Genomic DNA, 26,101 nt, shown 5'->3' with positions numbered 1-26,101 from the left:
ACTATTTAGATGCTTTTTCTTTTACATGAATTTCTAATATGCTTGATAATTGCTTCCAATCATACTCATAATCTACCCAAAGAGTATCCTCATTCTTTTTAAACCAAGTTTGTTGTCTTTTGGCAAACCGGCGGGTATTTTTTTTAATTTCAGAAATAGCAAATTCTAACGTCCACTCCCCATTTAAATAATTAAAGAGCTCTTTGTAGCCTACTGTATTTAATGCATTTAAGTGTTTTTTATTTTCTAGAGATTTTACTTCTTCTAAAAGCCCCTCTTTTAGCATAATATCTACACGCTGGTTTATGCGCTCATATATTATTTCTCTATCCGCTGTAATTCCTACCGTAATTATATTAAAGGGTCTATTTATCTTCTTATCTGTGATAAAAGAAGAATAGGGTTTACCAGAACCAATACAAACCTCTAAAGCCCTTATGACTCTATGTGGGTTTTCTGTATCTACGACAGCATAGTATTTTGGGTCTAACAGTTTTAGTTGTTCTTGGAGAGGGATAATACCATCGTTTATTAAAGTGTTATTTAGTTTTTCTCTAATTTCAGGTGCAATTTTAGGAAATTTATCAAAACCTTTGGTTACGGCATCTACATACAATCCGCTACCGCCAACAAGAATAACAATAGAATGTTGTTTATGAAGATTGTTAATACATGCAAGAGCTTCTTTTTCAAAATCTCCTACAGAATAAGGTTCTTCAATACTTTTATTCTGTATAAAATGGTGTTTGGCTGCTTGTAATTCTTCTTTTGTAGGAACAGCCGTTCCAATACGCATTTCTTTAAAAAATTGTCTTGAGTCTGCAGACACAATTTCAGTATTAAAATGTTGGGCAATTTTAATTGCAAGTTTGGTTTTTCCTATAGCTGTAGGACCTACAACAGAGATAATGGTGTTTTTCATTATAAGGTTCCTCCACAATTGTAACAATGTTTAGCATTGTCTCTGTGGCCTTCTGCAGAGCAACTTGGGCAACATTGCGTGTTCATGTGTACAAAATTAGTGCCATTATCAGCTGCATTACCTTTCTGCTTATTATTTTTAGCAAACTCAGTAGTTACAATACCAGTAGGAACAGCAATAATACCATAACCTAAAATCATAATTAAAGTTGCTATAAACTGCCCCCAATGTGTTTGCGGAGCAATATCTCCATATCCTACAGTGGTTAAGGTAACGATAGTCCAATAAATACTTCTGGGTATGCTTGTAAATCCAGTATCATCACTTTCAATATAGTACATAAGAGTACCCATTATTATAGATAGAATGATTACTACATATATAAAAACAGCAATTTTTGCTCTACTGGCTTTTAATGCTCTAGTTAGTTCTGATGCTTCCCCAATAAATTTTACGAGTTTTAATATTCTAAAAACACGTAACAGTCGTAAAGCTCTTACAGCTAAAAATATTTGAGAGCCAGCAAAAAAGTAAGAAATGTATAATGGAATTGTAGAAACAAAATCTATAATACCATAAAAGCTAAAAATATATTTAAATGGTTTTTTTATACTTATAATTCTTAAAACATATTCTATGCTAAAAAAAATAGTAACAACCCATTCAAATGCATAAAGTGCATCATGATACTTAGCATCAATCTCTTTTACACTTTCTAGCATTACTAGTATTACGCTTATTATTATTAGAACAAAAAGAACAATATCAAACCATTTACCCATAGGAGTGTCTGCTTCATAAATAATTTCATGAATTTTATTCTTCCAATTGGTATTAGTTCTCTTTGTGTTCAAAATTTAATTGTTCAATTCTATAATCTTTACAACTCTCTTTTTTCTAAGGTAAGTTTCAATTAAATGTATGGCATTTTTTCCACCATTCATTGGTGTTATAATAGATTCTAATATATTTAAATTATTTATTTGAAAATTTAAGTCGTAAAATCCTAACCCTATAAAAATACCATCTTTTATTAAAATAGCGCTATATTCTCCAATTTCTCTTCCTTTGTCAATAATAATTATGCTTTTGTTAGCAAGACTATATTTGGTAATAGCTTTTAATGCTCTTTGGTTATACTCTGTAAAAGATTCTTTTTCTATGCAGGCACCATTACATTTATTTTCATTGTATTTAGAACAGTTTTTTTTAGCTTCTGAGACTCCATTTATTTTATCACATAAATTAAATTCTTCATTTATTTTATAAATAAAGTTTTTAGCGCCATGAATACTGTTAAAGGTTGTAAGGTTAGGTCTATTGCCAGATATATGACTTGCATTAAAACTAATATAGCCTTCTTTTGTTTCTCCTTGATAAACAGCATGAGAATATATTTTTGCTTTATTCTTATTGTTGTACTTGGGTTTTGTTTTGTTTTGCTCTTCTAACTCTTTTAAGAGAGCTATTAGCTCATTTCCTGTTTTTTCGTAAGTTACTTTTTTTGTTTCTTTCTGAAGTTTACGAGCTCTATCTCCTCTTTTTGTAAAATGGTCATTGACCCTTTTTTTTATGTTTTTGCTGTGGCCTAAGAAATGAATTTCTCCGTCTTTATTATGCATGTAATAAACACCAGTCTCAGAAGGCAAGTCTTCTATAATGTGCAATTGTTTTTCTGAAAGTTCTCCATGGGTTTCTTTTCTTATTACCGTTTTAAGAATTTCTTTATCCGTATCTTTTGCTAGTAGTAACTTAAATAGTTTTACTGTTGCTAAGGCATCTCCATTAGCTCTATGTCTATCACTAACAGGTATTCCTAAGGACCTAACTAATTTTCCTAAACTATAAGATTCTGCGTCTGGTAATAGCCTTTTAGAAAGTTCCACCGTGCACAAGGTTTTTCTTTCAAAATTATATCCTAGTCTTTTAAATTCAGTTCTTAAAATTCTATAATCAAACTGAGCATTGTGTGCTACTAAAACAGTGTTTTCAGTAATTTCTATAATACGTTTAGCTACCTCGTAAAATTTAGGCGCTGTACGTAGCATTTTATTATTTATTCCAGTAAGCTTAACCACAAAGGGCTGTATTTCTTTTTCAGGATTAACTAAGCTAATAAAAGTATCTATTACCTTGTGCCCATCAAACTTATGAATAGCAATTTCTGTAATACCTTCTTCATTGTATTTTCCTCCTGTAGTTTCTATATCAAGTATTACGTACATTAATTTGCTTTTTTAGGCGAGTTTGGTGTTACTTATAATTTCTAACTCCAAAAATACTACTACCTATTCTTACCATGGTACTGCCTTCTTCTACTGCTATTTGGTAATCTCCACTCATACCCATAGATATAATAGAAATAGATGGAATGGTCTCTTTTGTATTATTATAAATAGACTTTAAAGAACTAAACTCTTTTTTGATTTGGTTTTTGTTACTTGTAAAAGTTGCCATTCCCATGAGTCCCTTTATCTCTATGTTTTTTAAATTTTTAAAGTCTTCAGATGTAAGGAGTGTTATTAACTCTTCTTCATTTAACCCAAATTTAGTTTCTTCGGTTGCAATATGAATTTGTAATAGGCAAGAAATTATTCTATTGTGTTTTGCAGCTTGCTTATTAATTTCGGTAAGGAGTTTTAAACTATCTACACCATGAATTAAAGAAATAAACTCGGCCATGTACTTAACTTTATTGCGCTGTACATGTCCAATCATATGCCATTCTATGTCTTTAGGAAGCGTTTCCCATTTTTGCACCATTTCCTGAATCTTGTTTTCCCCAAAAATGCGTTGACCAGCATTATAAGCTTCTTGTAAATCGGTAACAGGTTTTGTTTTAGAAACTGCGACTAATGTAACATTACTAGGTAATGTGTCTTTTATTTGCTGTAAATTTTGCTTTATAGACATAAAGGTGGAATACTATTTTAAGAAAATTGCTTAGCTATTTTTTCTGCTTTTTTGGATTCAGAATAATCATAGAAACCTTCTCCAGATTTAACGCCTAGTTTACCTGCCATTACCATATTTACTAAAAGAGGGCAAGGAGCATATTTTGGGTTTTTAAATCCATCATAAAGTACATTTAGAATAGACAAACATACATCCAAGCCTATAAAATCTGCTAATTGTAAAGGTCCCATAGGGTGTGCCATACCTAACTTCATAACCGTATCAATCTCAGAAACCCCAGCAACTCCGTTGTATAAGGTTTCTATGGCTTCATTTAGCATAGGCATTAAAATACGATTAGCAACAAAACCAGGATAATCATTAACCTCGGTTGGTGTTTTTCCTAATTGAAGAGATAAATTCATTATAGCATCTGTAGTCTCATTAGATGTGCTATAACCTCTTATAATTTCTACCAACTTCATAATAGGAACAGGGTTCATAAAATGCATTCCTATAACCTTATCTGGTCTATTCGTAACAGCAGCAATTTTAGTAATAGAAATAGAGGAAGTATTTGTTGCTAGAATAGTATTTTCTTGGCAAATTTCATCTAATTCTTTAAATATTTTTAGTTTTAAATCGGTTCTTTCTGTAGCAGCTTCAACAACTAAATCTTTGTTTTTAACACCATTAGGGATAGAAGAATATGTAGTGATATTTGCTAAAGTGTTAGTTTTAACATCTTCCGTTATTTTTTCTTTAGAAATAAGACGGTCTAAATTTTTAGTAATTGTAGTAATACCTTTTTCTAAAGATGCTTCAGATATATCTATAAGATTAACCTTAAAATTGTTTTGAGCAAATACGTGAGCAATACCATTACCCATTGTTCCAGCTCCAATAACAGCAATATTTTTCATACTAATTGTGATTAAAAGATTCTATAATTTCTAAAGCAACTTTTAGAGCAGCGGCACCATCTTGTAGGCTTACAATAGGGGTAGAGTTAGAGTTTATTGCATCTGCAAAGGTTTCTAGTTCATCTAAAATGGCATTGTTTGTTTCTATTTCAGGGTTTTCAAAATAAATTTGCTTTTTTTCTCCTTCTGCATTTTGTAAAATCATATCAAAATCGCCAGTTGTTTCGGGGGCATCTTTCATTTTTACAACCTCTACTTTTTTCTCTAAAAAATCTACAGAGATGTAAGCATCTTTTTGAAAAAATCTAGACTTTCGCATGTTTTTTAAAGAAATTCTGCTTGCTGTTAAATTAGCAACGCAACCATTTTCAAATTCTAAACGAGCATTCGCAATGTCTGGAGATTTACTAATAACAGAAACACCACTAGCATTTATTTTTTTGACTTTAGATTTTACTACGCTTAGAATAGCATCTATATCATGAATCATTAAATCTAAAACTACAGGCACATCTGTTCCTCTTGGATTAAATTCTGCCAAACGGTGTGTTTCAATAAACATGGGAGAGTCTATGCTATTTTTAACCGCAGAAAAAGCAGGGTTAAATCTTTCAACATGGCCCACTTGCCCTTTTACATTATTTTTAGTAGCTAAAGAAATAAGTTCTTCTGCCTCTTCTAAAGTATTTGTAATAGGTTTTTCTATGAAAATATGCTTGCCTTTTACTATTGCTTTTTTAGCACAATCATAATGAGAAAGAGTAGGAGTTACTATATCTACAACATCTACAGCATCTATTAATGCATTTATATTGTCAAAATAAGTGTACCCAAATTGATCAGCTACTTTTTTACCATTTATTGCATCAGGGTCATAAAAACCAATTAAAGTATATTTATTAGATTCATTTAATAGGCGAAGATGAATTTTTCCTAAGTGACCAGCGCCAAGAACACCAACTTTAAGCATAAGTTTCGTTTTTTCAAAAATACGGATACTTTAGAAGTTTATGGTCTTGATATTTTAAAACTTTATGGTTATAATAATAGAAATTTTGGATATTAAAAATAAACTAAGAAATAGCTTTTGCTTTTTTAATCTTCTAATTAACTTTCCTAACTTTGAGAACCAAAACTAACCCCGATTGAAAGATACACTTAAACATAGCGGAATGCGTAACAAATTAGCAGAAGTGCTAATTGAAAAAGGTATAGAGGATAAAAACGTTTTAAATGCTATTAGGAAAATTCCAAGGCATTTATTTATGGATAGTAGTTTTGAAGGACATGCGTATCAGGACAAAGCTTTTCCTATTGCAGCTAACCAGACTATTTCGCAGCCTTATACTGTGGCTTTTCAGACAGAACTTTTGCAAGTATCAGTAAATAAAAAAATATTAGAAATTGGTACTGGGAGTGGATACCAAACAGCAGTTTTATTAGCTTTACATACTAAAGTGTATTCTATAGAAAGACAATTAGAGCTTTTTAAAAAAACATCTATCTTTTTTAAGAAAATGGGATATAGGCCAAAAAAAATGATTTTTGGCGATGGTTATAAAGGTATGCCAGAAGAAGCTCCTTTTGATGGCATTATTGTTACTGCGGGTGCTCCAGAAGTACCAAAAGCTTTACTATCGCAATTAAAAATAGGAGGTAGACTAGTTATTCCTGTTGGTATTGATGATCAGATAATGACATTGTTTGTTAGAAAATCTGAGAAAGAGTTTCAAAAAACTGAGTATGGTTCTTTTCGTTTTGTACCTTTATTAGAGAATAAAAATTAAGAGTTGAAACTTTTCTTAACTCTCGCTAAATCTCTTTTGTTATCGCGATCTTTTATGGTTTCTCTTTTATCATAAAGCTTTTTACCTTTTGCTAAAGCAATGTTCATTTTAGCAAAACCTTTTTCATTAATAAAAAGATTAAGAGGTACTATGGTTAGTCCTGAGGTTTTTACTTCTCGATCTAGTTTTTTTAACTCTCTCTTGTTTAATAATAGTTTGCGAGCTGCTTTTGGTAAGTGATTATAATGAGAGCCATGAGAATATTCATCAACCTGCATGTTAATTACAAAAAGCTCTCCTTTGTCACTAAACTCGCAAAAACTTTCTGTAATTGAAGCTCTTCCGTATCTAATAGATTTAATTTCTGTGCCAGATAAAACAATACCAGCTGTATATTTATCTAAAATCTCGTATTCAAAACGAGCTTTTTTGTTTTTAATGTTGATGTTAGTTTGCATAATAAAACAAAAATAAGGACAATATTAGTATTAATGTAATTAAGGGTGTTATTTGCGAACAAATTATAAAATTTTTTATGAGAATAGTGTTTGTTTTTTTTAGTTTACTTCTTTTGTTTTCATGTAATGAAAAGGAAAAAAATCCTACAGCACAAGCTGTAATTGATAGAAGTATTGAAGTCAGTGGTACAAAATTTTTTAAAAACAAAGAAGTTTCTTTTACATTTAGAAATAAGGAATATACTTCTATACCAATGGAAAAAGGTTTTGAATTGCAAAGAAAATTTATAAAAGACTCCGTTGTAGTAAAAGAGGTAAAACTTAAGAATACTTTAAACTATTTTGAGAATAGTATTTTAGTTAAGCTTGCAGATTCATTAAAATCCTCACATGCTAATTCTATAAACTCTGTGCACTATTTTTCTAAGCTCCCTTATGGTTTAAACGATTCTGCTGTTCAAAAAAAATGCTGGGAAAAGTTATATTGAATGATAAAGAATATTTTAAGATACAAATAACCTTTAGCAAAGAAGGTGGGGGAGATGATTTTGATGACGTGTATATATACTGGTTTAATACCCAAACTTATTTGCCAGATTTTTTGGCTTATTCCTTTTCAGTAAACGGAGGTGGTAATCGATTTAGAATAGCTTATAATGAAAGATATATAAGTGGAATACGATTTGTTGATTATGAAAATTATAAAACCATAGATAGTAAGTATCCTATTCAAGATATTGATAAACTGTACAATACAAAAGAATTAAAATTATTATCTAAAATAGAGATAAAGGATATTAAAGTTACTAATTAATCTGGACAATTACAGTTGATATGTAAACGTTGTGAAGTAGCAATCCCATTAGTTATTTGAACAATAAAAAGACTTCCATTGTCGTAGTCTTCCATACTACTGTATTTATCTTCTTCTAATAGCTGATTTACAAATTCTGGACTAGTATCCGCATGACCTACAATTAAAATATTTTGATTTGCATGGTCTTTTTTAAACTGATTTACATTAATATCGTCAAAATTATAATATTTTACATCTATATTTTTTTTAACAGATGTTGGTGCAGCAGTCATAGAACTTCTTAAAAAGTCTGTAGAATATATAGCATCAAGTTCTATGTCATCAAAAATTTCAGCCCAATGCATAGCCCTTCCTAGTCCTTTTTGAATAAGTTCTGGGTCTATATTATCCGGGTTACTCCTGTCTTTTTCTGCATGTCTTATAAAATAGTAAGTAGATACTTCTTTTACGGTATTTACTTCCTCTAAATTAGTTTTGTTTTTACAAGAAAAAAAACTAACAAATAAAAATATAACTAGTAGGCTTTTAATTGCTTTCATAATTAGGTAGTCTGTAACTTAGATAATAACTAAAAATAGGTGGAAATAGTATTTAGAAGCAGTTTTTTTTGTTTTTTTGCATATGCAAAAAAATAATATACTTTATATAGTTTTTTTAATGTTCTTGGTGTCTAATGCGCAAAACGTTACTTTGCCTGGAGATATTAGACAACATAATATTACAAACATTAATAGCAGTTTGTTAAACCCTGCAAGTTCATTACAAGGGGCAAGAACTCAATCACTAGGTCTTTGGACACGTTGGCAATGGCAAAGTATAGATGCGGATCCAACATCTATATATTTGAATTATAATAGAAAATTAACAGAAGTTTCATCTATAGGAGTAGGTTATTTACAAAATAATACAGGAGTTTTTATTAATACTGGTGGGGTAATAAATTATGCGCATAATATAAATCTAGGTACTGGAATAGATTTAGGAGTTGGATTTAATATTATTGGCTATCAGCAAGAATTAGCAGATACTCGTTTTCAAACAAATCAACAAAATCAATTACCACATATTATCGCAAATAGTAGTTCAAGTGCATTTATATTGCAAGTGGCACCTGGGATAAACTTACAAATAAACCGTTTTAATCTTGGTTTTGTTGCAGAAAATATGTTTGATTATAATTTTGAAACTAAAGAAAGGTCTTCTTTATCTTCTGACCGTGTTTATTATATTTCAGGTGCTTACGAGTTTCCTTTATCCTTATTTAATGAAAATGCTTATTTACAGCCCAATATTTACTATAAATCTGTACCCAACCAAGATTCTCAGTTTGGCATTACTACAATTTTAGATACATCTAAGTTTTGGTCGCAAGTAGGGTATAATAATTTTTATGGAATATCTGCAGGAGCAGGAGGGCATTTTTTCAAAAGTTTTTCAGTTGGTGCATTAGTAGAATTTGCAACTAATAATGATTTAAATGATGTGAATCCAACTTTTGAAATTGTTACCGCATATAATTTTGGTAAAGAAATAAAAAAACAAACTCCGGAGGATATCGAAAAAGAAAAGCAAGAAAAAGAACTCAAGGAAAAAGAGAAGTTAAAAGAAAAATTATCTAAGGCCGAAGCTCTTGCATTAAAAGAAGAAACTAAGAAAAAAGAAAATGCAACTAAAGAAAAAGCTAGAATTGAGAAAGATTCTTTAAATAAAGTTAAAGATACTAGGGTAGCTACTTCTGCAAAAGAAGCTCGTAAACGCAAAAAAGATTCTATTAGAAATTATAAGCGTACGTTAAAACTAGAGGAAGAAGCTAAAAAAGAAGAAACAAGATTAGCTGCAATTAGAGCTAAAGAAAAGAAGACTCTAGACTCTCTTGAAAATATACGTTTGGAAGAAGCTTTAGCATATTCTAGAAAGTTAAGAGAAGAAAAGGCTAAGGATTCTCTTAATGCTATTAAATTAGCTCTTGAAGAAGAAAAAAGAATAAAAAATATTACTAAAACTGAAGTTGTTACGGTACAAGCCGGTGAGAAATATGAAGAGGTAGTTAAAGAAGGAAGTTTAGAGCCTGGATATTATTTAATTGCAAATGTATTTGGAACTAAAAAGTATTATGAAGCTTTTATGGGTGATATGAAGAAAGCTGGTTTTAACCCTGGTTCTTTTTATAGAAGTAAAAACAAATATAATTATGTTTATCTAATTCGTTATAACACTATTAAAGAAGCTAGGGAAGGTAGAGATAGTGGTATAAATGGAAGATATACTAAAAAACTATGGATATTTAGAGTAAAAGGAGAATAGAATAAAAGTATAAAAAATAGGGAGGGACATGTCCCTCCCTATTTTTTATAATTACACACTTTATGAGGTAGTGCTGATTAAAATTTATTTTTTAATCTCTTTTTTTATAAGTACCTCTAGATAGGCAACAGTATTTAGTAAATATTTTCGGTCTTTTGTTATGGTAGACATTGCTACAGCTCCTTGTATCATGGTATACATTTGTTTTGCAAATTGTAAAGGAGTTACTGGTAAATGAATTTCATTGTTGTTTACACCATTTTCTAAAATTAAAGCTATTTTACCTTCAATTTCTTTTATAGTTTCTTTAGCAGCAGCTGCTAGTAACCTATTGTTATGTTGCGCATCTACACCAGTGTTTAAAATAGGACAGCCACCTAGAGGTAGCGTAAAAATGTCATATTTATGATAAAATTTAATAAGATTAAATAGTTTATCTAAAGACTTCCCTTCTTTAGCAAGCTGCTCATCAATTGCATTTAATAATATATTACGGCTATACTCAAAAGCAGCTAAAGCAAGAGCTTCTTTGTTTTCAAAATTGCCATAAAGAGCCCCCTTAGTTAAACCAGTGGCCTCCGTTAAATCACTCATGCTGGTTCCTATATAACCATGTTTGTTAAAAACAGGGGCTACAGTTTCTATAATAAAAGCGGTTGTTTTTTTTGCTTTTCCAGACATTAATGGGGTGTTATTTTATACGAATATAAAAAAACTATATACTGTATGGTATAAATATTAATAAAAAAAATCGATATAGCTATAAATATATAGCTATATCAATAAAAATTTAAATTAAACCTAAGAAGCTAGCTCATTTTGATTTCTAAAAACTAAACTTTCGTTAAAAGAATCTATTAATACAATGCTTTCTGCTTTAATACTTCCTTTTAGTAGTTCTTTAGATAAATTATTAAGAACTTCTTTTTGTATTACTCTTTTAATTGGCCTAGCTCCATATTGCGGTTCATAGCCTTTATTTGCTAAATAAGTAATAGCTTCCTGTGTAGCATCTATAGCAATATTTTGCTTATTGAGCATTTTTTTAAGCTGTTCTATTTGTAGTTCTACTATTTGTTTAATATCCTCTTTACTTAAAGGGGTAAACATAATAATATCATCTATTCTATTTAAAAATTCTGGCCTAATAGTTTTGCGTAATAAACCTAAAACCTCTACTCTGGCAGATTCTGTAGCGCTAAAAGTATCTTTACTGTTTTCAAATTTTTCTTGAATAATATGGCTTCCCATATTACTTGTCATAATAATAATAGCGTTTTTAAAATCTGCAACCCTACCTTTATTATCTGTTAATCTGCCTTCATCTAAGACTTGTAATAAAATATTAAATGTATCTGGATGTGCTTTTTCTATTTCGTCTAATAATATTACAGAGTAGGGGCGTCTTCGTACAGCTTCTGTTAATTGCCCGCCTTCATCGTAACCAACATATCCTGGAGGTGCACCTACTAATCTACTAACAGAATGACGTTCTTGATATTCACTCATATCAATCCTTGTCATAGCGTTTTCGTCATCAAATAAATAAGAAGCTAATGTCTTTGCAAGTTCAGTTTTACCAACACCTGTTGTTCCTAAAAATAAGAAAGAACCTATTGGTTTTTTTGTGTCTTGTAAACCAGCTCTACTTCTCCTAATTGCATCTGAAACTGCAACTATAGCTTCTTCTTGTCCTACAACGCGTTTGTGTAAAACATCTTCTAATTGCAATAGTTTTTCTCTTTCACTTTGCAGCATTTTAGTTACAGGTATTCCCGTCCATTTTGCAACAACATCCGCAATATCTTCATTAGTAACTTCTTCTTTAATAAGTGTTCCTACATTTTGTTGTTGCTCAAGTTCTACTTGTAGTTTTTCTAGATTTTCTTGCGCTTCTTTTATTTTGCCATACCGTAGTTCAGCAACTTTACCATAATCGCCATTTCTTTCTGCTCTTTCCGCTTCTAGTTTATAATTTTCAATATCCTGTTTTGTTTTTTGAATATTGTCTACTACTGTTTTTTCACTTTCCCATTTTGCAAAAATTTCAATTCTATCCTCTTTAAGGTTTGCTAATTCTATATTTAGAGACTTTACTTTAACGGTATCATTTTCACGTTTTATGGCTTCAATCTCAATCTCTAACTGCATTATTTTTCTATCCAAAACATCTAATTCTTCTGGTTTAGAATTAATTTCCATTCTTAATTTAGAAGCAGCTTCATCCATTAAATCTATAGCCTTATCTGGTAAAAAACGATTTGTAATATAGCGTTGTGATAGTTCTACAGCAGCTATTACAGCTTCATCTTTTATTCTTACTTTATGATGCGCTTCATATTTTTCTTTAATACCTCTAAGAATAGAAATGGCACTTTCGGAATCTGGTTCCTCTACGATTACTTTTTGAAAACGACGTTCTAGTGCTTTGTCTTTTTCAAAATATTTTTGATATTCATCTAAAGTTGTTGCTCCAATTGCTCTTAATTCTCCTCTTGCTAGCGCTGGTTTAAGAATATTTGCTGCATCCATAGCACCTTGACCACCACCTGCACCAACTAAGGTGTGTATTTCATCAATAAATAATACAATATCTCCGTCAGATTCTGTTACTTCCTTTATTACAGATTTTAATCTTTCTTCAAATTCTCCTTTATATTTTGCGCCAGCTATTAGTGCACCCATATCTAGAGAATAAATAATTTTTTCTTTTAAATTTTCAGGAACGTCACCTAAAACAATTCTATGTGCAAGACCTTCTGCAATGGCAGTTTTACCAACACCAGGTTCCCCAACTAACATTGGGTTATTTTTGGTTCTTCTAGATAATATTTGAAGAATTCTACGAATTTCTTCATCACGCCCTATAACGGGGTCTAAATTACCATTGTCTGCTAATTTATTTAGATTTTTGGCATATTTATCTAGGGAATTGTACGTTTCTTCTGCACTTTGAGAAGTTACATTTCCTCCTTTTCTTAGCTCATTTATAGCAGCTTCTAAATTTTTTAAGGTAACACCTTGATCTTTTAAAATCTGTGCTACCTTACTTTTAGATTTAAAAATAGCAAGTAATAAATGTTCCAAAGAAACATACTCATCGTTCATTTTCTTAGCAAGAACATTAGCTTCCGTTAATGTTTTGCTAGCTTCTCTTGATGCCATAATATCACCTCCAGATACTTTAGGAAAACTCTCTAGTTCTTTGTCTAATATTTGTTTTAATAAATTATTATTTACATTTAATTTTTTTAAAAGAAATGGAAGTACATTTTCATCTACTTCAGATATTCCTTTATATAAATGTTCATTTTCTATTTGTTGGTGCCCCAAAGATTGTGCAAGTATTTGTGCTTGCTGTACTGCTTCTTGGGATTTTATAGTGAAATTATTAAAGTTCATAGCTCTTATAATTTAATGTTATTTCTTAATTTTGATATGTAGAAGTCAACAACCTTACCAATAAGAAAGAGTTGACAAAATGTCTGCAATTGCCCATTAACACAAGACATAACGGCAGTTTGTAAGAAAATAATAGTTGTACGACTTATTAAATAAAGTAATTATGGGAATATTAAATAGCCTATTTGGAGGTACTAATAATGAAGAAAAAAAGGAGAAGAAAGTAATTCCATGGGTACCTTTAACTAGTGTGGAACAATTAAATGATATTGAAGAAAAATCTAAAATTAAATTACAGATTGTTTTTAAGCATTCTACTACTTGTGGTATTAGTAGAATGGTTATGAATATGTTTCAAGAGACTTATGATTTAAATGAGGAACAGGCAGATTTGTATTATTTAGATTTACATAGTTATAGATCTGTTTCTAACGAGGTGGCTGTAAAATTTCAGTTAATACACCAATCTCCACAGTTATTAGTTATTAAAAATGGGGTAGTAGAGGCTAGTTCTTCTCATGGTGGAATTAATGATTTGGTATTAAAAGAGTATTTATAAATAAATAATCTCTTTCAGTCATTAAGTAATATTATTGCGTATCTAAAATTCATTTTTAGGGACTATATAGAAGTTACTTAGATGAATATTTTTTTGCTATTTGTTAATGTTTTTTTAATAAAATCTATTCCAAAAACCATTTTATAGTATTAAAAATGATTCCCAATTTGTATTTTTGCATTTCATTTAATGCAAACATATAATATGCAACGCGACAACCTGATTTTTGATTTAATTGAAGAAGAAAGAGAGCGCCAGATTAATGGTGTAGAATTAATTGCCTCTGAGAATTTTACTAGCCCTCAAGTAATGGAAGCGGCAGGCTCAGTATTAACAAATAAATATGCAGAAGGCTACCCAGGAAAAAGATATTATGGTGGTTGTGAAGTTGTAGATAAAGTAGAGCAATTAGCAATAGATAGAGCAAAAGAATTATTTGGAGCTGTATACGCTAATGTGCAACCACATTCAGGTTCACAAGCAAATGCTTCTGTATACCATGCATGTTTAAAACCAGGAGATACAATACTAGGTTTTGATTTATCTCATGGAGGGCACTTAACACACGGTTCCCCAGTTAATTTTTCTGGTCGTTTATATAACCCTGTGTTTTATGGTGTAGATAAAGAAACAGGAAGGTTAGATTATGATGTAATTCAAGAAATTGCAACTAAAGAAAAACCAAAAATGATAATTGCAGGAGCATCTGCATATTCTAGAGATATAGATTTTAAAAAATTTAGAGAAATTGCAGATAGTGTTGGAGCATTGTTATTAGCAGATATTTCTCATCCTGCAGGTTTAATTGCAAAAGGAATTTTAAATGACCCAATTCCACATTGTCATGTAGTTACAACAACAACCCATAAAACTTTAAGAGGGCCAAGAGGTGGACTTATATTAATGGGAGAAGATTTTGATAACCCATTTGGAATAACTCTTAAGAATGGAAAATTAAGAAAAATGTCTGCCTTATTAGATTTAGCTGTATTTCCAGGGAATCAAGGTGGGCCATTAGAGCATATTATAGCTGCAAAAGCAATTGCTTTTGGAGAAGCTTTATCTGATGCGTATTTACATTATATGGTACAAGTAAAGAAAAATGCAGAAGCAATGGCCAAAGCATTTGTAGCTAAGGGGTACGATATTATTTCTGGAGGGACAGACAATCACATGATGTTAATAGATTTAAGAAACAAAAATATTTCTGGAAAAGATGCTGAAAAAGCCCTTGTTTTGGCAGATATTACAGCCAATAAAAATATGGTTCCTTTTGATGATAAATCTCCATTTGTTACTTCTGGTGTGCGTTTTGGTACTGCTGCAATAACTACAAGAGGTTTAAAAGAAGCCGATATGAATGTAATTGTAGATTTTATTGATGAAGTAATTTCTAGTCCGGAAGATACAGAAGTACTTGCTGCAGTAAAAGCAAAAGTAAATTCTTTAATGAAAGGAAGAGATTTATTTAATGCTTAGATAAATGTATTTTTTTTAAAATTAAAAAATCCCATTATATATAATAATGGGATTTTTTGTTGAACTAAATTAAAAAACTAATATTCTACCATACAAAGATGTAGCTCTTCAGGTAAATATGAATTTTCTTTAACGTCATATATAACAGCTTCTTCTTCTGATTCAAAATAAATACCCCAGTATTCATTGTAGCTTTTAGAGCCACATTCTTCAGGGATATACATTTCCATATCAAAATCATTTTCTTCTAGAACTGGAATATATATTTCGTATGGTTTTTTTGTAAAACCATTTGTAATGTAAATATATTGACTAGCTATTTCTCTAAGAATAGTGTTTAATTCCTTAGATATATTTAGGTTGTTCGTTTTATTAATGATGATTGATGTATCTTTTAAAAAAAGGGAGAATTCACTTATAGCTATTTTACAATTGTTTTCATGCTCTAAGATTTCAAGAGCTTTGCATAAAGGATTTAAGTCTTTAATATTTTTAAAATCACCCCATGTACCTAGGTTTGCATGATTTAGTATTTCAATTAAAGATAAGTTGCAATCTAATTGTAATGAGATAGAAAAGCTATCCTCTATATATCCAAAATTTTGTACAGTTACTTCTGCAAAGAAATCTTTTTCTATTTTTTTTATAAAAGAAAATATAGAAATAGTTTGAAGGGTATGGGGGAACCTCCAAGCATCACTTTTTTTAGAGTTGTCTTTGTATGCTGACATATGATTGCTTGTAATTTATTTATGCTACAAACAAATATATATGTAAGTCTTAGTTTTAGAACATAGGAAAACCTCATATAAAAAGAGGTTTTTGCTTTATTTGATTATTTAAATGTTAATTTTTAGAAATTTGTAGTCCAGATTTAAATAAATCCTCTTTTTCTAGCCTCTTCTATTAAAGCTAAATCATTTCCGCTATCTATCCCAAAAAGAGTTTTTAGTTGTCTTTTTCTAGATTCTACAGTAGTTATTGCAGCAGAAATTAAAGGAGCAATGTCTTTAGTACGAATACCAATAGAAAGGTTAAATAATATTTTTTTATCTACTTCATCAATAACTATATCATTTGCCATTTTTCTTCTTACAGCAGCTAATGCTCCAGCAGTATAATAGGGTGGGTTTGCAACAACGGTTTCTACCATTGCAATTAATGATTTTTCGTCAATTTCAGATTTTACCATGTATCCGTCTGGATCCACTGTTTTAAATACGCTATTAATTTTGTAACTATCACTAAAAGAAGACATAAAAACTACCTTAGAATCTGGAGAAACTTGTCGTGCAAGTTTTCCTAAATCTTCCCCACTGCGTTCATCATGTAAATGAGTTGGAAAAAGTTGTATGTCTAGTAAAATAATATCATAATGAATAGAGGACCTTCCAGAAGTTTCAATTTTAGATTTACCAAGTTCAAAACCTCTTGCAACATCTACTTTTACTTCAAAATCTTCAAATTCGGTACCTTCTAAAATGTATTTATACCCAAGGGGTGTCATTTCATGATCATCAATAGCTAAAATTCGAATTGTTTCCATTATATGCGTAGTTGTTGTTATGTAATTAAATTAGGGGAACCTAGCTATGCAGGTATTTCATGTTTTTTTATTCTAGATATAGGTATGTTAAAAAAGAAAGAAGTTCCTTTTCCTAGTTTTGAATCCACAGTAAAGTGTCCATTAAGTTTTTCTATTCTAGATTTTATATTTCGCAAACCAATTCCTTTTTTCTCTTTATTAAATTCATATCCTTTTCCATTATCTCCCACAGTAACCTCAAAATTAAATTTATGTATGTCAAAATTTACATAAACTTTTTGGCATTCTGCATGCTTAATAGAGTTATGGATACATTCCTGAATCATTCTATAAACATTAATCTTTATATCTCCTGATAACGTATCCCAATCAAATGTATTGTTGAAATTAAATTCTTGTTCAATTTTTGCATTTTTGGCAAGAGTAGTTAATAGTTCTGTGATTGAATTAATAAAGTTAGGAATTTTTTGGTAAGCAGCATGGTTAAGCTCATGAGAAATAGCACGAACTTCTCCCTCTACATTCTTTAGAGCAGCTATTGCTTTTACCTTTTCTTCAATAGCTTCTGGGTCTGCTTTTTTGTTTAGCCCAGTAAGTACCATTCTTGCTCCAAGCATTTTCCCTAAGACACCATCATGTAATTCTTCAGATATTCTTTTTTGTTCTTCTCTTTTAGCTTCATCAACTTTTTGTTTTTGTTCTAGCATTAAATTAAAAACTTCTTGGTTGTTTGCTTGTTGTTGTTGTGTAAATTTTAATTTTTGATTTTTATTTCGCTGTGTAACAATTACATATATGGCTATTAGTAATAAAATTAAACCGGCAGCAATACCAGTCCACAGTCTTTTTTGTTCTTGTAAAAGTTCATTCTGGGCAATAAACTCATCTGTTTCAAACCTAATACGGGCAAATTTATTTCTAATTTTACGTTCTTCCTTTTCTAAACTATCTTTTAATTGTATGTTTTGTAATAAATAGCTAGCAGCTTTTTTTGGTTCTACTTTTGCTGCAAGTATTAAGGCTTCTAATAAGCGATCATTATTAGAACTTAATTTAGATAAATTTATAGAAGAATGTACTTGCTCTTTAGCTTTAATAGTGTCTTTTATTTTTAAATAATAACCTCCCAAATAAAAGTGAGTAGCAGCTAAACCTTTAGTGTTATCTTCTTTTTTTCTAAGAACTAAAACGTCTAAATAGTTTTTTTCAACATTATCTAGCTTATTTAACTCAAAATTAGCATTGGTTAAATTGTTTAAAGCAGTAGCGTATAAGCGTGGGTTGTCTTGAAATAGGTTTGGAGCGTTTAAAACTTCGTTAAAATAAGAAATAGCAGTTTCGTATATTTTATTTTTAAGATTACTAACACCAAGATTATTAATAATACTAAAATTTTTCACTTTTCCATTATTGGCTTTTTTATCATATTCTAAAGCTTCTTGGTAATAGGAAATGGATTTTTTATTTTCATTTAAATTATTAGCAATTATACCTAAAGTTGTGTAGCTTCTAGAAAGATATTTGTTGTCTTCTTGAGCTTTAAATATCTCAATGGCTTTTATACAATTAATTTCTGCTCCAGTATTATCTTTAATTGATTCTTGAACGTTTGCCATTGCTAATAGCATTCTTGCTGCTAATTTATTCTCTTTTCGTAATAAAAAAGTTTTGCTTGCCTTTTGATAGTAAAAAAAAGCACTATCCATTATGGCTTCTTTGTTGAAAAAACCTGCTAAATCCCAATAAGAATTTGCTAAAGTGATGGTGTCATTAATACTTCTAGACAGAGCTATGGTTTCTTTATTTGTTTTTCTAAAGTTTAATGAATCGTTTAAGGAATAGTATCTAAAAGAAATTGAAGATAAATTTTTAATTTTTATAGAGTCTTTAAGTATTTTTTCATTAGCAGTATGTGCCTTTCCTAAAAAAGTAAGACGTTCTTTTGTTGTAAGAGTTTTATTTTTTGCCATGGAAACCCATGAGGAAATACTATCATTAAGGATTGTAGTGGTATTTTGACTCTTTATTATTTTGTTATTGGTACAAGCTAAAATACATAAGCTACCAATAGTTATGAGGAGTTTATATTTTGAAATATTCTTTTGGGGATGTTTGGTGACCTTCATTAAAATAAAGGTATAAAAAATGCCTTAAACTAAAAATTTAAGGCATTTTTTTATTAAATACTATCCGTCTCTTTCATCTCTTTCTGTATAATCTCCATCACCAGCTACAGCAGTGGTAATGTCAGAGAAATCTGGTGCTATTGTGTTAATTGCTGCAGCGAACATTCCTAATGTAAATAACGCTACTGCTAAAATACTTGCTACTTTTTTCATTTTCTAAATTGTTTTCAGGTTATACTTATTTTCTTAGGCTAATCTAGAAAATAGTAGAGGGGAAAAATTTAGAATAAATAGAATACTAGTAAACGTCTTAGTTCTGTGAGTATTTGATCCAGTTTTACGAGTATTTAAATAATTAAGTAAAGAGGGGGTAATTTTTTTAAAAAAAAGTATAAAAAGGGGAGTAAAAAAAGCATGCAAGTATATGAAGTAAAAACAAATTATCACAAATAATATTGCAATATTTTTACTTTTTTAGTTAAAAAAGATTTTTTTTTACTAAAATGTGAAATTAATTTAGAGAGGAAGAAATAGTGTTTCTAGAAAGAATTTTTTTAAGCTCATCTACATTTAATCTGTACGATTTGGAGAAAGGTAGTGGGGCTTTAGTGAGCTTTAATGCACAAATAGATTTTCCGTAATTTATTCTAGATACATAATTTGTGTTAACTATATAACTTTGATGTATGCGTACAAAATTTGGAGGTAATTGGTTTTCAAATGTTTTTAATGTTTTGTAGGCATTATTTATAGAGCCATCATTCATATGAAAATCGGTAGCATTATTGTCTGCTTTTAAATACAAAATATTGTCTGTATCTATATACTGAAAATCACGATAAGATTTTAAACATATAGTTTGAGGAGTATTTTTTTTTGGCAGTCTCTTTTTTAATTTAAGAAGAGATTTTAAAATTTCATACTCACTATATGGTTGTAGCCAATAATCATAAAAATTATTTTTTATTGCGTCGTAAGCGTGTTCTTTAGTTTTTGAGATTCCTATGAAAATTGGAAGTTTGTCTACATATTGATGTAGTTCTGTAATCATATTAAAATAAGATTCTGCTAGTTCATTTAAATTAATAATGACTACATCTGGGGAGAATTTTAGAATACTTTTTAGACCTTCTTCTTTATTTTTTGAGATTGTTGTGCAAGAGAAATCACCATAGTCTTCCATGTAATGCTGTAGTTGCAAATTGGAAGTTGCATCAGAATCTAATATGGCATATTTATATTGCAAAATCTTTTAGGTTTGTATGCAAATTAAGGATTGATACTAACAAACTAACTTAGTAAAACCTTATAAAAAATAAGGTTCTTTAGCTAAATTAAGAAAATACAACAAAAATGAAAGAAAAAACCTACAAATTTTAATTACAAATCATTTGTTTTCTTCAAAATATTCATAAGCACCAAGGTCAGGAGCAGAAGAGCGGTCTGTGTTTTGAATATCTACAGGAGCATTTGTGGCACTTTCTAAATCCCCTATATTAATAGCAAAAGAAGATTCATTTATATTAAAAATATTATTAAAAGCATCTTCAAAAGAGCTGTCTTTATTTAGAAATACAGTATTGTAATAATTTGTGTTATTAAAGTTAAATATAGAGTTTGTAGTATTATTATTTATATCTGATGTTATCATACAATGGTTAAATAAAAAATTAAAACTACTACCGTTATTTTTTTCTAATACTAATTCATTTTTTTTATTACCATCTATTATGCAGTTATTAAAAACAGCACTTAATTCTGTTGTATTATCTATTTTAAGAGCAGAGCCTTCTCTAAAACCATTTAGCCAATAATTTGCTATTGTTGCGTGTGTAAAGGAATAATTGCCTCCTAGATTACAATATAGGCCTATGTTTCCGGCGCCGCCAATAACCACGTTTTTAGAAGTTACTTTGGCTTTTTTTAGCCATAAATTAATGTTAGCACTATTATATATCTGGGAGTTGTTAATTTGTAAAGTACTGTTAGGGTTAGTTATTTCTCCGTTAAAGAGGATCCCTGTGGTTGCATTTTTAATGGTTGTGTGGTTTATGATATTGTTAATACTACCTTGATTAAGTATTATAGAACCCCATTGTCCGGCTATATTTGCTAGTTCAGGTTCTAATCTATCTCCTTCAAAAATAACTTCCCCTTCTTTAACTTCTTTATCCCCGCTAGGGATGCCGTTTATTTGTATTGAAGCATTTTTTTGAACAACCAAGCCAGAATTTTTATGAAAATGTATTCTACTACCGGCATCTATAATTAGTTGTTTACCTTCTGGAACAGATGCATAACCATATATTACATATGGAATAGTGTTTGTAAAATGTAATTGCTCATCTGAAAAAGTTAGTCCGTCAACAAAAATATTTTTCTCATTAGCATCCTTTCCCAGATAAACTTGTTCTTTTAAACTATTTTCTAAAATGGTGGGGGCTAAAAATACAGCATCTTTAATTAAGGTAACTAGCGGTATTTCTTGAAGGTCCTTACCGGAGTCAAACTGTAAAACATCTGTATATACCCAATTACTTTGTTGTGTTTTAGAAATATCTTGTGTAATTTCTATAAAAATATAAAGACTGTCTTGGGCAAATAACGGTATGTTTTTAAAAGCTTTTCCTTCTTGTCCGTCTACATTTAATCTGTACCCACTATTGTTTCCTTCTTTTAACTGTATGGAAGGTATGTTTACATCATCTCTTGTAGTGTTGTACACTTTTAAAGAGTATGTGCTGCTACTTATGTTTGTAAATACGGTATCTAGGTAAACAGTGTCTTTAGAAAACGCTAGGTTACCAGAACTTGGTCCGTACTCAAAATCTTTTCGACATGAGGAGCCAAAAATAATTAGTAGCATTAGTAGTATAAGAGAAGTATATAATCGCATATTAAGTACTATTATGCCTCTATATTTTTAGATTTTGTAAAAACATTTTTTAGTTCTTCAGATATTCTCATAGGCTTATGAGTTTTTGCATTTAATAAACACCACTCTGTACTGGAACGTAATAATAAGGTATTTGTTTTAGCATTGTACATTTCTACTATTCTAATAGATACAGCGCCTTTACTTTCAGAAATATGTGTTTTTACTATTATTTTATCTCCTAATTGTGCCGGTTTTTTATAAGCAATGTTGTGAGTTAGTACTACCCAAATATATAGCTCCTGTAAATGTTTAGGGGCTTTTGCTTTCCAGTGTTCTTTAGAAATATCTTGTATCCACTGTACGTATCTAACATTGTTTACATGGTCTAAGTCATCTAAATCATGAACGGCAACGGTTAATGTTTTTTTAAATGACATTACTTTTTAAGTATTTTAACTTCAAAAAGTTTATCCCAATTTTTACCAGTAACAAAAAATGTTTCTCTTGTTGGGTGGTATGCAATACCGTTTAACACATCAATAGTATCATGTTTAGTGACTTTATTCTTTAAACCACTAAAATTTATTACACCTTCAATGGAACCACTTGTTGCATCAATAATCATAATACTTGGTTTTTGGTACACATTAGCATATAATTTACCGTTAACATACTCCAATTCATTTGCTTTATTAAAGATAGATTTATTAGTTACCGTTTCTATATGGTCTTCTTCAATTAATGTAGTAGCGTTTAAAAACCATATTTTTTCTGTACCATCACTTTTAAATATTTTAGTACCATCATTACATAAACCCCAGCCTTCTTTACTTTCTCCGTATTGAAAACTTCCTGTTTTTTTAAGAGAGTTTACATCATAAATAAAACCAGTTTTATTTTGCCAGGTAAGTTGGTATATTTTATCATTTAATATAGTAATGCCCTCTCCAAAATAAGTTTTATCTAAATCTATTTTTTTAAGAATATTCCCTGTTTTATAATCTACTTTTCTTAAGGAAGAAAAACCTCTTCTTCCTGTACTTTCATACAATGTATCTTTATAAAATTCTAATCCTTGCGTATATGCTTCTATGTCATGAGGATATTCATTAATAATTTCATAGGTGTATATTTCAGGGGCTGTAGGAGAAAGAACTTTTATCTTTTTATGTATTTCTACTGTAGTATCCTCGTAAGTTATTTTTGCTGTTATTGTTTTATTGCCAAGAGTAATAGTTTTTATCTCAAGTTTATCATCTATAATTTTTAAAGGTGTGTTATCTAAAAAATAGACTACTTTATTAATATCCTTTTCTTTTTTATTAATAATACTTACTGCTACTTTTTGGTTGGGAGTAAATTCTTTTTTATTTTCTTCTAGACCAATTTCAAATAAAGAACTTGCTGCAGGGTTACTTCCTCCACAGTTTATACATAACAAAATAGTAAGAGAAAAAATAAATAACTTAATGATATTCATGAGGTTACATTGTTTTAAGAATAAAGATGATTAATGCATATTAAGTTTAATACATTATTTTTTAATGTAGGAGCAAGTTAATTCATAAAAATTAGAAACTAAAAGGATTGTGAAAGTTTTAAAAGGTTGTATATTTGCAGCCGGCAAGTCCTACACGACCAGCTCCCTTTGAATCCCCCAGGGTGGGAACGCAGCAAGGGTATTAGGTTGTAGCGGTGCGATGTAGGTAGCTTGCCTTTTTTTGTACACTAAAGTTTCTTCCTTTTTTATGTGTAATTTCCTTTAATTTATTTGTTATTTTGTACTCTATGAATAGGAAAGTAGTTTTAATTACAGGCGGTTCTTCTGGTATAGGAAACTCTATTGGTTGTTATTTAGTCCAAAAAGGGTATGTTGTATATGGAACTACAAGAAATGTTCATAAATATCCTGACTTTAAAGATTTTAATTTATTACAATTGGATGTTAGAGATACAGAAAGTATTACTAACGCTTTTAGAAAGGTTATAGAAAAAGAAGGTAGTATAGATGTTGTAATTAATAATGCAGGGGTCGGAATTACTGGAGCGATAGAAGAAACACCTACCGAAGAAATTCTGAATGCTTTTAGCACAAATTTTAATGGTCCTATTAATGTTATAAAAGGTGTTTTACCCTACATGAGAGAACAAAATAGTGGTTTAATAATAAATATTACATCTATAGCTGGTTATATGGGTTTGCCATATAGAGGCATTTACTCTGCAACTAAAGGAGCTTTAAATATTGTTACAGAAACATTACGTATGGAGACTAAAGATTTTGGTGTCCAGATTACAAGTTTGGCTCCAGGAGATTTTGCGACAAATATTGCCGCTGGTCGTTACCATTCTCCAATTTTGGAAAATTCTCCCTATAAAAAACCATATAGTCAAACTTTAGAGGCTATTGATGCTGATGTGGATAGCGGTGGAGACCCTATTATGGTAGCCAAAGCTGTTTTAAAAATAATAAATACTCCAAAACCTAGAGTGCATTATAAAGTTGGGTCTTTTTTGCAAAAATTTTCTATTAAACTTAAAAAATTATTGCCAAGTAAAGTTTATGAAAAAATTCTTTTAAGACATTCTAAGCTTTAAATTTTCCCATAAATACTTGCAAAAGCATTAACTATAGTTGCATCTTTAGTTATTATGCACTTGTTTAGAGGGTATACTATTAATGATTTGGTAAGTTCTTCAAAATCATCAGTAGTATATTGGTTTTTTGCTTCTAATTGATTTGTATTTAGTATAGTTTTCCAGCTATCTAAACTAGTTTTAAAATTTATACCTATATAAGTATAATTGGGTTTTGAAGTTTTTAAATGCTCTATTCTTTTAAAAATATTACTGTAATGTCTTTTATCTGTTTCTGACCAGAAATAAAATACAACTTTTTTATTTTTTGCTATTTCTTGTAATGATATTTTATCTCCAGAAATATTGTTTACAATTATATTAGGTATTTTATTATTAGGTTGTATATTTTTAATTCCAAGATACAAATCGTCTATTTCTTTAATATGCCTATTACTTCCAGAAAGTCTATGAAACTCTTCTATAAAGGCTTCATTGTTTTTTTCTATATCATTTGATTTAAGTAAATAATCAAAAGCAACATTTCTAAAAAGATTGTCTTTAAGTTCTTTTTCTACTACTAAACTGTCAATAAGATTTAGCTTATGTTTATTAAAATGAAAATTGTTTTTTACTTTCTGATTTTTAATTATGCATTTGTGAGAACAAGTCATATAAGACAAATTACCAAAATGAGAGCGCATAAAATCATAATATGGCCTTAAGTAGTTTAATTGTTTATTATTAAAGGAAATATTTTTTCTATAGTCATAAAAATCATCAGAAAGTTTCGCTATTTTTTTGTCTTTGGCGTGTTTTCTGTGCTCAAAAGGGTATCTTTCGTTATAATTATAGTAGGCATAATTTATGCTTGCTTCTGCAATAGTATAAGCATTAGTAGATAAACCACCTTCATCATTCAGTGTATTTAAAGCATTTATTCTTTTTTCTCTTAAAGTATTTATTTTTTGTTTAAAATCTTCAGACTCTAATGCATTATAATTTTTACGAACAATTTGTTCTTCTTTCTCATTTCCTAAAAAAACATCTAATAGAAAATTATTAACATCTTCTCCTTTTCCAGAAAATACAAGAGATTCATCAAAATCTACGGTATTTAATCGTACCATTAAACTATCACCCGGTTCTAAATAAACATATTGGTATTCTGGAGCGTGTTTAAAATGATAAAGACCCATTGGTATAGAGTCAAAAGAGAAAGAAAATCTGTTATTTGTGTCTAATAGGGCAGAGTCTATTACTTCTTCACCTTTTTGTAAGACTACATATTTACTAGTAGGGTTAACGATTTCTCCTGCAAAAAAAACACTTGGGGAACCTTTTTCTACTGTATTACAACTTGCTATTAATAAAATAAAACAATAAAGTAAATTTCTATTCATATGAAATAGTTACAATATAACACTC

The 26,101-nt window shown here is 29.8% G+C and carries 26 protein-coding genes and 1 other RNA gene; 8 read left to right on the top strand and 19 right to left on the bottom strand.

Annotated elements, in window-relative coordinates; translation table 11 throughout:
* Window position 1 precedes the first annotated feature (1 nt).
* From miaA to CLV91_RS10265, 6 genes are read right to left on the bottom strand one after another with little or no spacing between them, the layout of a single operon-like run.
* Complete coding sequence (gene miaA / locus CLV91_RS10290) at window positions 2-922, bottom strand: tRNA (adenosine(37)-N6)-dimethylallyltransferase MiaA (protein WP_121067420.1); 921 nt, start codon at window positions 920-922, stop codon at window positions 2-4.
* Window positions 922-1,776, bottom strand: a complete 855-nt coding sequence (locus CLV91_RS10285) for an ion transporter (protein ID WP_245987173.1) — start codon at window positions 1,774-1,776, stop codon at window positions 922-924. The genes miaA and CLV91_RS10285 overlap by 1 nt, the downstream gene beginning before the upstream one ends.
* 3 nt (window positions 1,777-1,779) lie before the next feature.
* A complete protein-coding gene (locus tag CLV91_RS10280) occupies window positions 1,780-3,147 on the bottom strand; it encodes an exonuclease domain-containing protein (RefSeq protein WP_121067417.1) in 1,368 nt (455 codons plus the stop codon).
* A 28-nt stretch (window positions 3,148-3,175) separates the two neighbouring features.
* Entirely contained in the window at window positions 3,176-3,835 is a 660-nt protein-coding gene (locus tag CLV91_RS10275; protein WP_121067414.1) for a YggS family pyridoxal phosphate-dependent enzyme, read from the bottom strand.
* Between the two features lie 17 nt (window positions 3,836-3,852).
* The gene (locus CLV91_RS10270) at window positions 3,853-4,740 is read right to left on the bottom strand and encodes a 3-hydroxybutyryl-CoA dehydrogenase (RefSeq protein ID WP_121067411.1); all 888 of its coding nucleotides are present in this window, start codon (window positions 4,738-4,740) and stop codon (window positions 3,853-3,855) included.
* Between the two features lies 1 nt (window position 4,741).
* Window positions 4,742-5,710, bottom strand: coding sequence for a Gfo/Idh/MocA family protein (locus tag CLV91_RS10265; RefSeq protein ID WP_121067408.1), 969 nt, complete (start codon window positions 5,708-5,710; stop codon window positions 4,742-4,744).
* A gap of 175 nt (window positions 5,711-5,885) precedes the next feature.
* Between CLV91_RS10265 and CLV91_RS10260 the strand changes: the two genes are divergently transcribed.
* Window positions 5,886-6,527: a protein-L-isoaspartate(D-aspartate) O-methyltransferase gene (locus tag CLV91_RS10260; protein WP_121067405.1), complete on the top strand. Its 642-nt coding sequence runs from the start codon at window positions 5,886-5,888 to the stop codon at window positions 6,525-6,527.
* Here CLV91_RS10260 and smpB read toward each other — a convergent pair.
* Window positions 6,524-6,985, bottom strand: a complete 462-nt coding sequence (gene smpB / locus CLV91_RS10255) for an SsrA-binding protein SmpB (protein ID WP_121067402.1) — start codon at window positions 6,983-6,985, stop codon at window positions 6,524-6,526. The genes CLV91_RS10260 and smpB overlap by 4 nt on opposite strands.
* Window positions 6,986-7,062: 77 nt before the next feature.
* Between smpB and CLV91_RS10250 the strand changes: the two genes are divergently transcribed.
* Both CLV91_RS10250 and CLV91_RS10245 read left to right on the top strand, forming a co-directional pair.
* Entirely contained in the window at window positions 7,063-7,473 is a 411-nt protein-coding gene (locus CLV91_RS10250; protein ID WP_121067399.1) for a DUF6503 family protein, read from the top strand.
* Window positions 7,452-7,799, top strand: coding sequence for a DUF6503 family protein (locus CLV91_RS10245; RefSeq protein ID WP_121067396.1), 348 nt, complete (start codon window positions 7,452-7,454; stop codon window positions 7,797-7,799). Before CLV91_RS10250 ends, CLV91_RS10245 begins: the two co-directional genes overlap by 22 nt.
* On the opposite strand, the gene CLV91_RS10240 is transcribed toward CLV91_RS10245, so the two are convergent.
* Window positions 7,796-8,341 (bottom strand): phosphoglycerate mutase family protein, encoded by a 546-nt coding sequence (locus CLV91_RS10240; protein ID WP_121067394.1) that lies wholly within the window; start codon window positions 8,339-8,341, stop codon window positions 7,796-7,798. The two genes, CLV91_RS10245 and CLV91_RS10240, sit on opposite strands and share 4 nt — an antisense overlap.
* Before the next feature lie 82 nt (window positions 8,342-8,423).
* Here CLV91_RS10240 and CLV91_RS10235 point away from each other — a divergent pair, with 82 nt between their 5' ends.
* The gene (locus CLV91_RS10235) at window positions 8,424-10,106 is read left to right on the top strand and encodes a PorP/SprF family type IX secretion system membrane protein (protein ID WP_121067390.1); all 1,683 of its coding nucleotides are present in this window, start codon (window positions 8,424-8,426) and stop codon (window positions 10,104-10,106) included.
* Window positions 10,107-10,190: 84 nt separating this feature from the next.
* On the opposite strand, the gene CLV91_RS10230 is transcribed toward CLV91_RS10235, so the two are convergent.
* Together CLV91_RS10230 and clpB are read right to left on the bottom strand one after the other, a co-directional pair.
* A complete protein-coding gene (locus CLV91_RS10230; RefSeq protein WP_121067387.1) occupies window positions 10,191-10,787 on the bottom strand; it encodes a TetR/AcrR family transcriptional regulator in 597 nt (198 codons plus the stop codon).
* A 120-nt stretch (window positions 10,788-10,907) separates the two neighbouring features.
* Window positions 10,908-13,508, bottom strand: coding sequence for an ATP-dependent chaperone ClpB (clpB, locus tag CLV91_RS10225; RefSeq protein WP_121067384.1), 2,601 nt, complete (start codon window positions 13,506-13,508; stop codon window positions 10,908-10,910).
* Between the two features lie 163 nt (window positions 13,509-13,671).
* On the opposite strand from clpB, the gene ytxJ reads away from it, so the two are divergent.
* Together ytxJ and glyA are read left to right on the top strand one after the other, a co-directional pair.
* Entirely contained in the window at window positions 13,672-14,067 is a 396-nt protein-coding gene (gene ytxJ, locus CLV91_RS10220; protein ID WP_121067381.1) for a bacillithiol system redox-active protein YtxJ, read from the top strand.
* A gap of 204 nt (window positions 14,068-14,271) precedes the next feature.
* Complete coding sequence (glyA, locus tag CLV91_RS10215) at window positions 14,272-15,546, top strand: serine hydroxymethyltransferase (protein WP_121067885.1); 1,275 nt, start codon at window positions 14,272-14,274, stop codon at window positions 15,544-15,546.
* A gap of 77 nt (window positions 15,547-15,623) precedes the next feature.
* On the opposite strand, the gene CLV91_RS10210 is transcribed toward glyA, so the two are convergent.
* From CLV91_RS10210 to CLV91_RS10180, 8 genes are all read right to left on the bottom strand, one after another.
* A complete protein-coding gene (locus tag CLV91_RS10210) occupies window positions 15,624-16,277 on the bottom strand; it encodes a hypothetical protein (protein ID WP_121067378.1) in 654 nt (217 codons plus the stop codon).
* Between the two features lie 143 nt (window positions 16,278-16,420).
* The gene (locus tag CLV91_RS10205) at window positions 16,421-17,092 is read right to left on the bottom strand and encodes a response regulator (RefSeq protein WP_121067375.1); all 672 of its coding nucleotides are present in this window, start codon (window positions 17,090-17,092) and stop codon (window positions 16,421-16,423) included.
* Window positions 17,093-17,136: 44 nt separating this feature from the next.
* Entirely contained in the window at window positions 17,137-19,218 is a 2,082-nt protein-coding gene (locus CLV91_RS10200; RefSeq protein WP_121067372.1) for a tetratricopeptide repeat-containing sensor histidine kinase, read from the bottom strand.
* A gap of 60 nt (window positions 19,219-19,278) precedes the next feature.
* Window positions 19,279-19,431, bottom strand: a complete 153-nt coding sequence (locus CLV91_RS16870; RefSeq protein ID WP_170146736.1) for a hypothetical protein — start codon at window positions 19,429-19,431, stop codon at window positions 19,279-19,281.
* 298 nt (window positions 19,432-19,729) lie between these two features.
* The gene (locus CLV91_RS10195; RefSeq protein ID WP_121067369.1) at window positions 19,730-20,464 is read right to left on the bottom strand and encodes a LytR/AlgR family response regulator transcription factor; all 735 of its coding nucleotides are present in this window, start codon (window positions 20,462-20,464) and stop codon (window positions 19,730-19,732) included.
* A gap of 141 nt (window positions 20,465-20,605) precedes the next feature.
* Complete coding sequence (locus CLV91_RS10190; RefSeq protein WP_121067366.1) at window positions 20,606-22,114, bottom strand: hypothetical protein; 1,509 nt, start codon at window positions 22,112-22,114, stop codon at window positions 20,606-20,608.
* An 11-nt stretch (window positions 22,115-22,125) separates the two neighbouring features.
* Entirely contained in the window at window positions 22,126-22,533 is a 408-nt protein-coding gene (locus CLV91_RS10185) for an acyl-CoA thioesterase (RefSeq protein WP_121067363.1), read from the bottom strand.
* Window positions 22,533-23,576: a glutaminyl-peptide cyclotransferase gene (locus tag CLV91_RS10180; RefSeq protein ID WP_121067360.1), complete on the bottom strand. Its 1,044-nt coding sequence runs from the start codon at window positions 23,574-23,576 to the stop codon at window positions 22,533-22,535. Before CLV91_RS10180 ends, CLV91_RS10185 begins: the two co-directional genes overlap by 1 nt.
* Before the next feature lie 141 nt (window positions 23,577-23,717).
* On the opposite strand from CLV91_RS10180, the gene ffs reads away from it, so the two are divergent.
* Window positions 23,718-23,816, top strand: an RNA gene (ffs, locus tag CLV91_RS10175) — signal recognition particle sRNA small type.
* Between the two features lie 68 nt (window positions 23,817-23,884).
* A complete protein-coding gene (locus tag CLV91_RS10170) occupies window positions 23,885-24,694 on the top strand; it encodes an SDR family oxidoreductase (protein WP_121067357.1) in 810 nt (269 codons plus the stop codon).
* On the opposite strand, the gene CLV91_RS10165 is transcribed toward CLV91_RS10170, so the two are convergent.
* Window positions 24,691-26,076 carry a transaldolase gene (locus tag CLV91_RS10165; protein ID WP_121067354.1) on the bottom strand — a complete coding sequence of 462 codons (1,386 nt, stop codon included), beginning with the start codon at window positions 26,074-26,076 and terminating at the stop codon, window positions 24,691-24,693. The two genes, CLV91_RS10170 and CLV91_RS10165, sit on opposite strands and share 4 nt — an antisense overlap.
* Window positions 26,077-26,101 lie beyond the last annotated feature (25 nt).

The organism is Maribacter vaceletii (assembly GCF_003634105.1).
GTDB classification, from domain to species: domain Bacteria; phylum Bacteroidota; class Bacteroidia; order Flavobacteriales; family Flavobacteriaceae; genus Maribacter_B; species Maribacter_B vaceletii.
The sequence above is the reverse complement of the archived record's forward strand: the minus strand, read 5'-3'. Positions and strand labels throughout refer to the sequence as shown.

Excerpts from the sequence above, each read along its gene's own strand:
- miaA (WP_121067420.1), bottom strand. The coding sequence starts at position 922 with ATGAAAAACACCATTATCTCTGTTGTAGGTCCTACAGCTATAGGAAAA.
- CLV91_RS10280 (WP_121067417.1), bottom strand. The coding sequence starts at position 3,147 with ATGTACGTAATACTTGATATAGAAACTACAGGAGGAAAATACAATGAA.
- CLV91_RS10275 (WP_121067414.1), bottom strand. The coding sequence starts at position 3,835 with ATGTCTATAAAGCAAAATTTACAGCAAATAAAAGACACATTACCTAGT.
- CLV91_RS10270 (WP_121067411.1), bottom strand. The coding sequence starts at position 4,740 with ATGAAAAATATTGCTGTTATTGGAGCTGGAACAATGGGTAATGGTATT.
- CLV91_RS10265 (WP_121067408.1), bottom strand. The coding sequence starts at position 5,710 with ATGCTTAAAGTTGGTGTTCTTGGCGCTGGTCACTTAGGAAAAATTCAT.
- smpB (WP_121067402.1), bottom strand. The coding sequence starts at position 6,985 with ATGCAAACTAACATCAACATTAAAAACAAAAAAGCTCGTTTTGAATAC.
- CLV91_RS10250 (WP_121067399.1), top strand. The coding sequence starts at position 7,063 with ATGAGAATAGTGTTTGTTTTTTTTAGTTTACTTCTTTTGTTTTCATGT.
- CLV91_RS10245 (WP_121067396.1), top strand. The coding sequence starts at position 7,452 with ATGCTGGGAAAAGTTATATTGAATGATAAAGAATATTTTAAGATACAA.
- CLV91_RS10240 (WP_121067394.1), bottom strand. The coding sequence starts at position 8,341 with ATGAAAGCAATTAAAAGCCTACTAGTTATATTTTTATTTGTTAGTTTT.
- CLV91_RS10235 (WP_121067390.1), top strand. The coding sequence starts at position 8,424 with ATGCAAAAAAATAATATACTTTATATAGTTTTTTTAATGTTCTTGGTG.
- CLV91_RS10230 (WP_121067387.1), bottom strand. The coding sequence starts at position 10,787 with ATGTCTGGAAAAGCAAAAAAAACAACCGCTTTTATTATAGAAACTGTA.
- clpB (WP_121067384.1), bottom strand. The coding sequence starts at position 13,508 with ATGAACTTTAATAATTTCACTATAAAATCCCAAGAAGCAGTACAGCAA.
- ytxJ (WP_121067381.1), top strand. The coding sequence starts at position 13,672 with ATGGGAATATTAAATAGCCTATTTGGAGGTACTAATAATGAAGAAAAA.
- glyA (WP_121067885.1), top strand. The coding sequence starts at position 14,272 with ATGCAACGCGACAACCTGATTTTTGATTTAATTGAAGAAGAAAGAGAG.
- CLV91_RS10210 (WP_121067378.1), bottom strand. The coding sequence starts at position 16,277 with ATGTCAGCATACAAAGACAACTCTAAAAAAAGTGATGCTTGGAGGTTC.
- CLV91_RS10205 (WP_121067375.1), bottom strand. The coding sequence starts at position 17,092 with ATGGAAACAATTCGAATTTTAGCTATTGATGATCATGAAATGACACCC.
- CLV91_RS10200 (WP_121067372.1), bottom strand. The coding sequence starts at position 19,218 with ATGAAGGTCACCAAACATCCCCAAAAGAATATTTCAAAATATAAACTC.
- CLV91_RS16870 (WP_170146736.1), bottom strand. The coding sequence starts at position 19,431 with ATGAAAAAAGTAGCAAGTATTTTAGCAGTAGCGTTATTTACATTAGGA.
- CLV91_RS10190 (WP_121067366.1), bottom strand. The coding sequence starts at position 22,114 with ATGCGATTATATACTTCTCTTATACTACTAATGCTACTAATTATTTTT.
- CLV91_RS10185 (WP_121067363.1), bottom strand. The coding sequence starts at position 22,533 with ATGTCATTTAAAAAAACATTAACCGTTGCCGTTCATGATTTAGATGAC.
- CLV91_RS10180 (WP_121067360.1), bottom strand. The coding sequence starts at position 23,576 with ATGAATATCATTAAGTTATTTATTTTTTCTCTTACTATTTTGTTATGT.
- CLV91_RS10170 (WP_121067357.1), top strand. The coding sequence starts at position 23,885 with ATGAATAGGAAAGTAGTTTTAATTACAGGCGGTTCTTCTGGTATAGGA.
- CLV91_RS10165 (WP_121067354.1), bottom strand. The coding sequence starts at position 26,076 with ATGAATAGAAATTTACTTTATTGTTTTATTTTATTAATAGCAAGTTGT.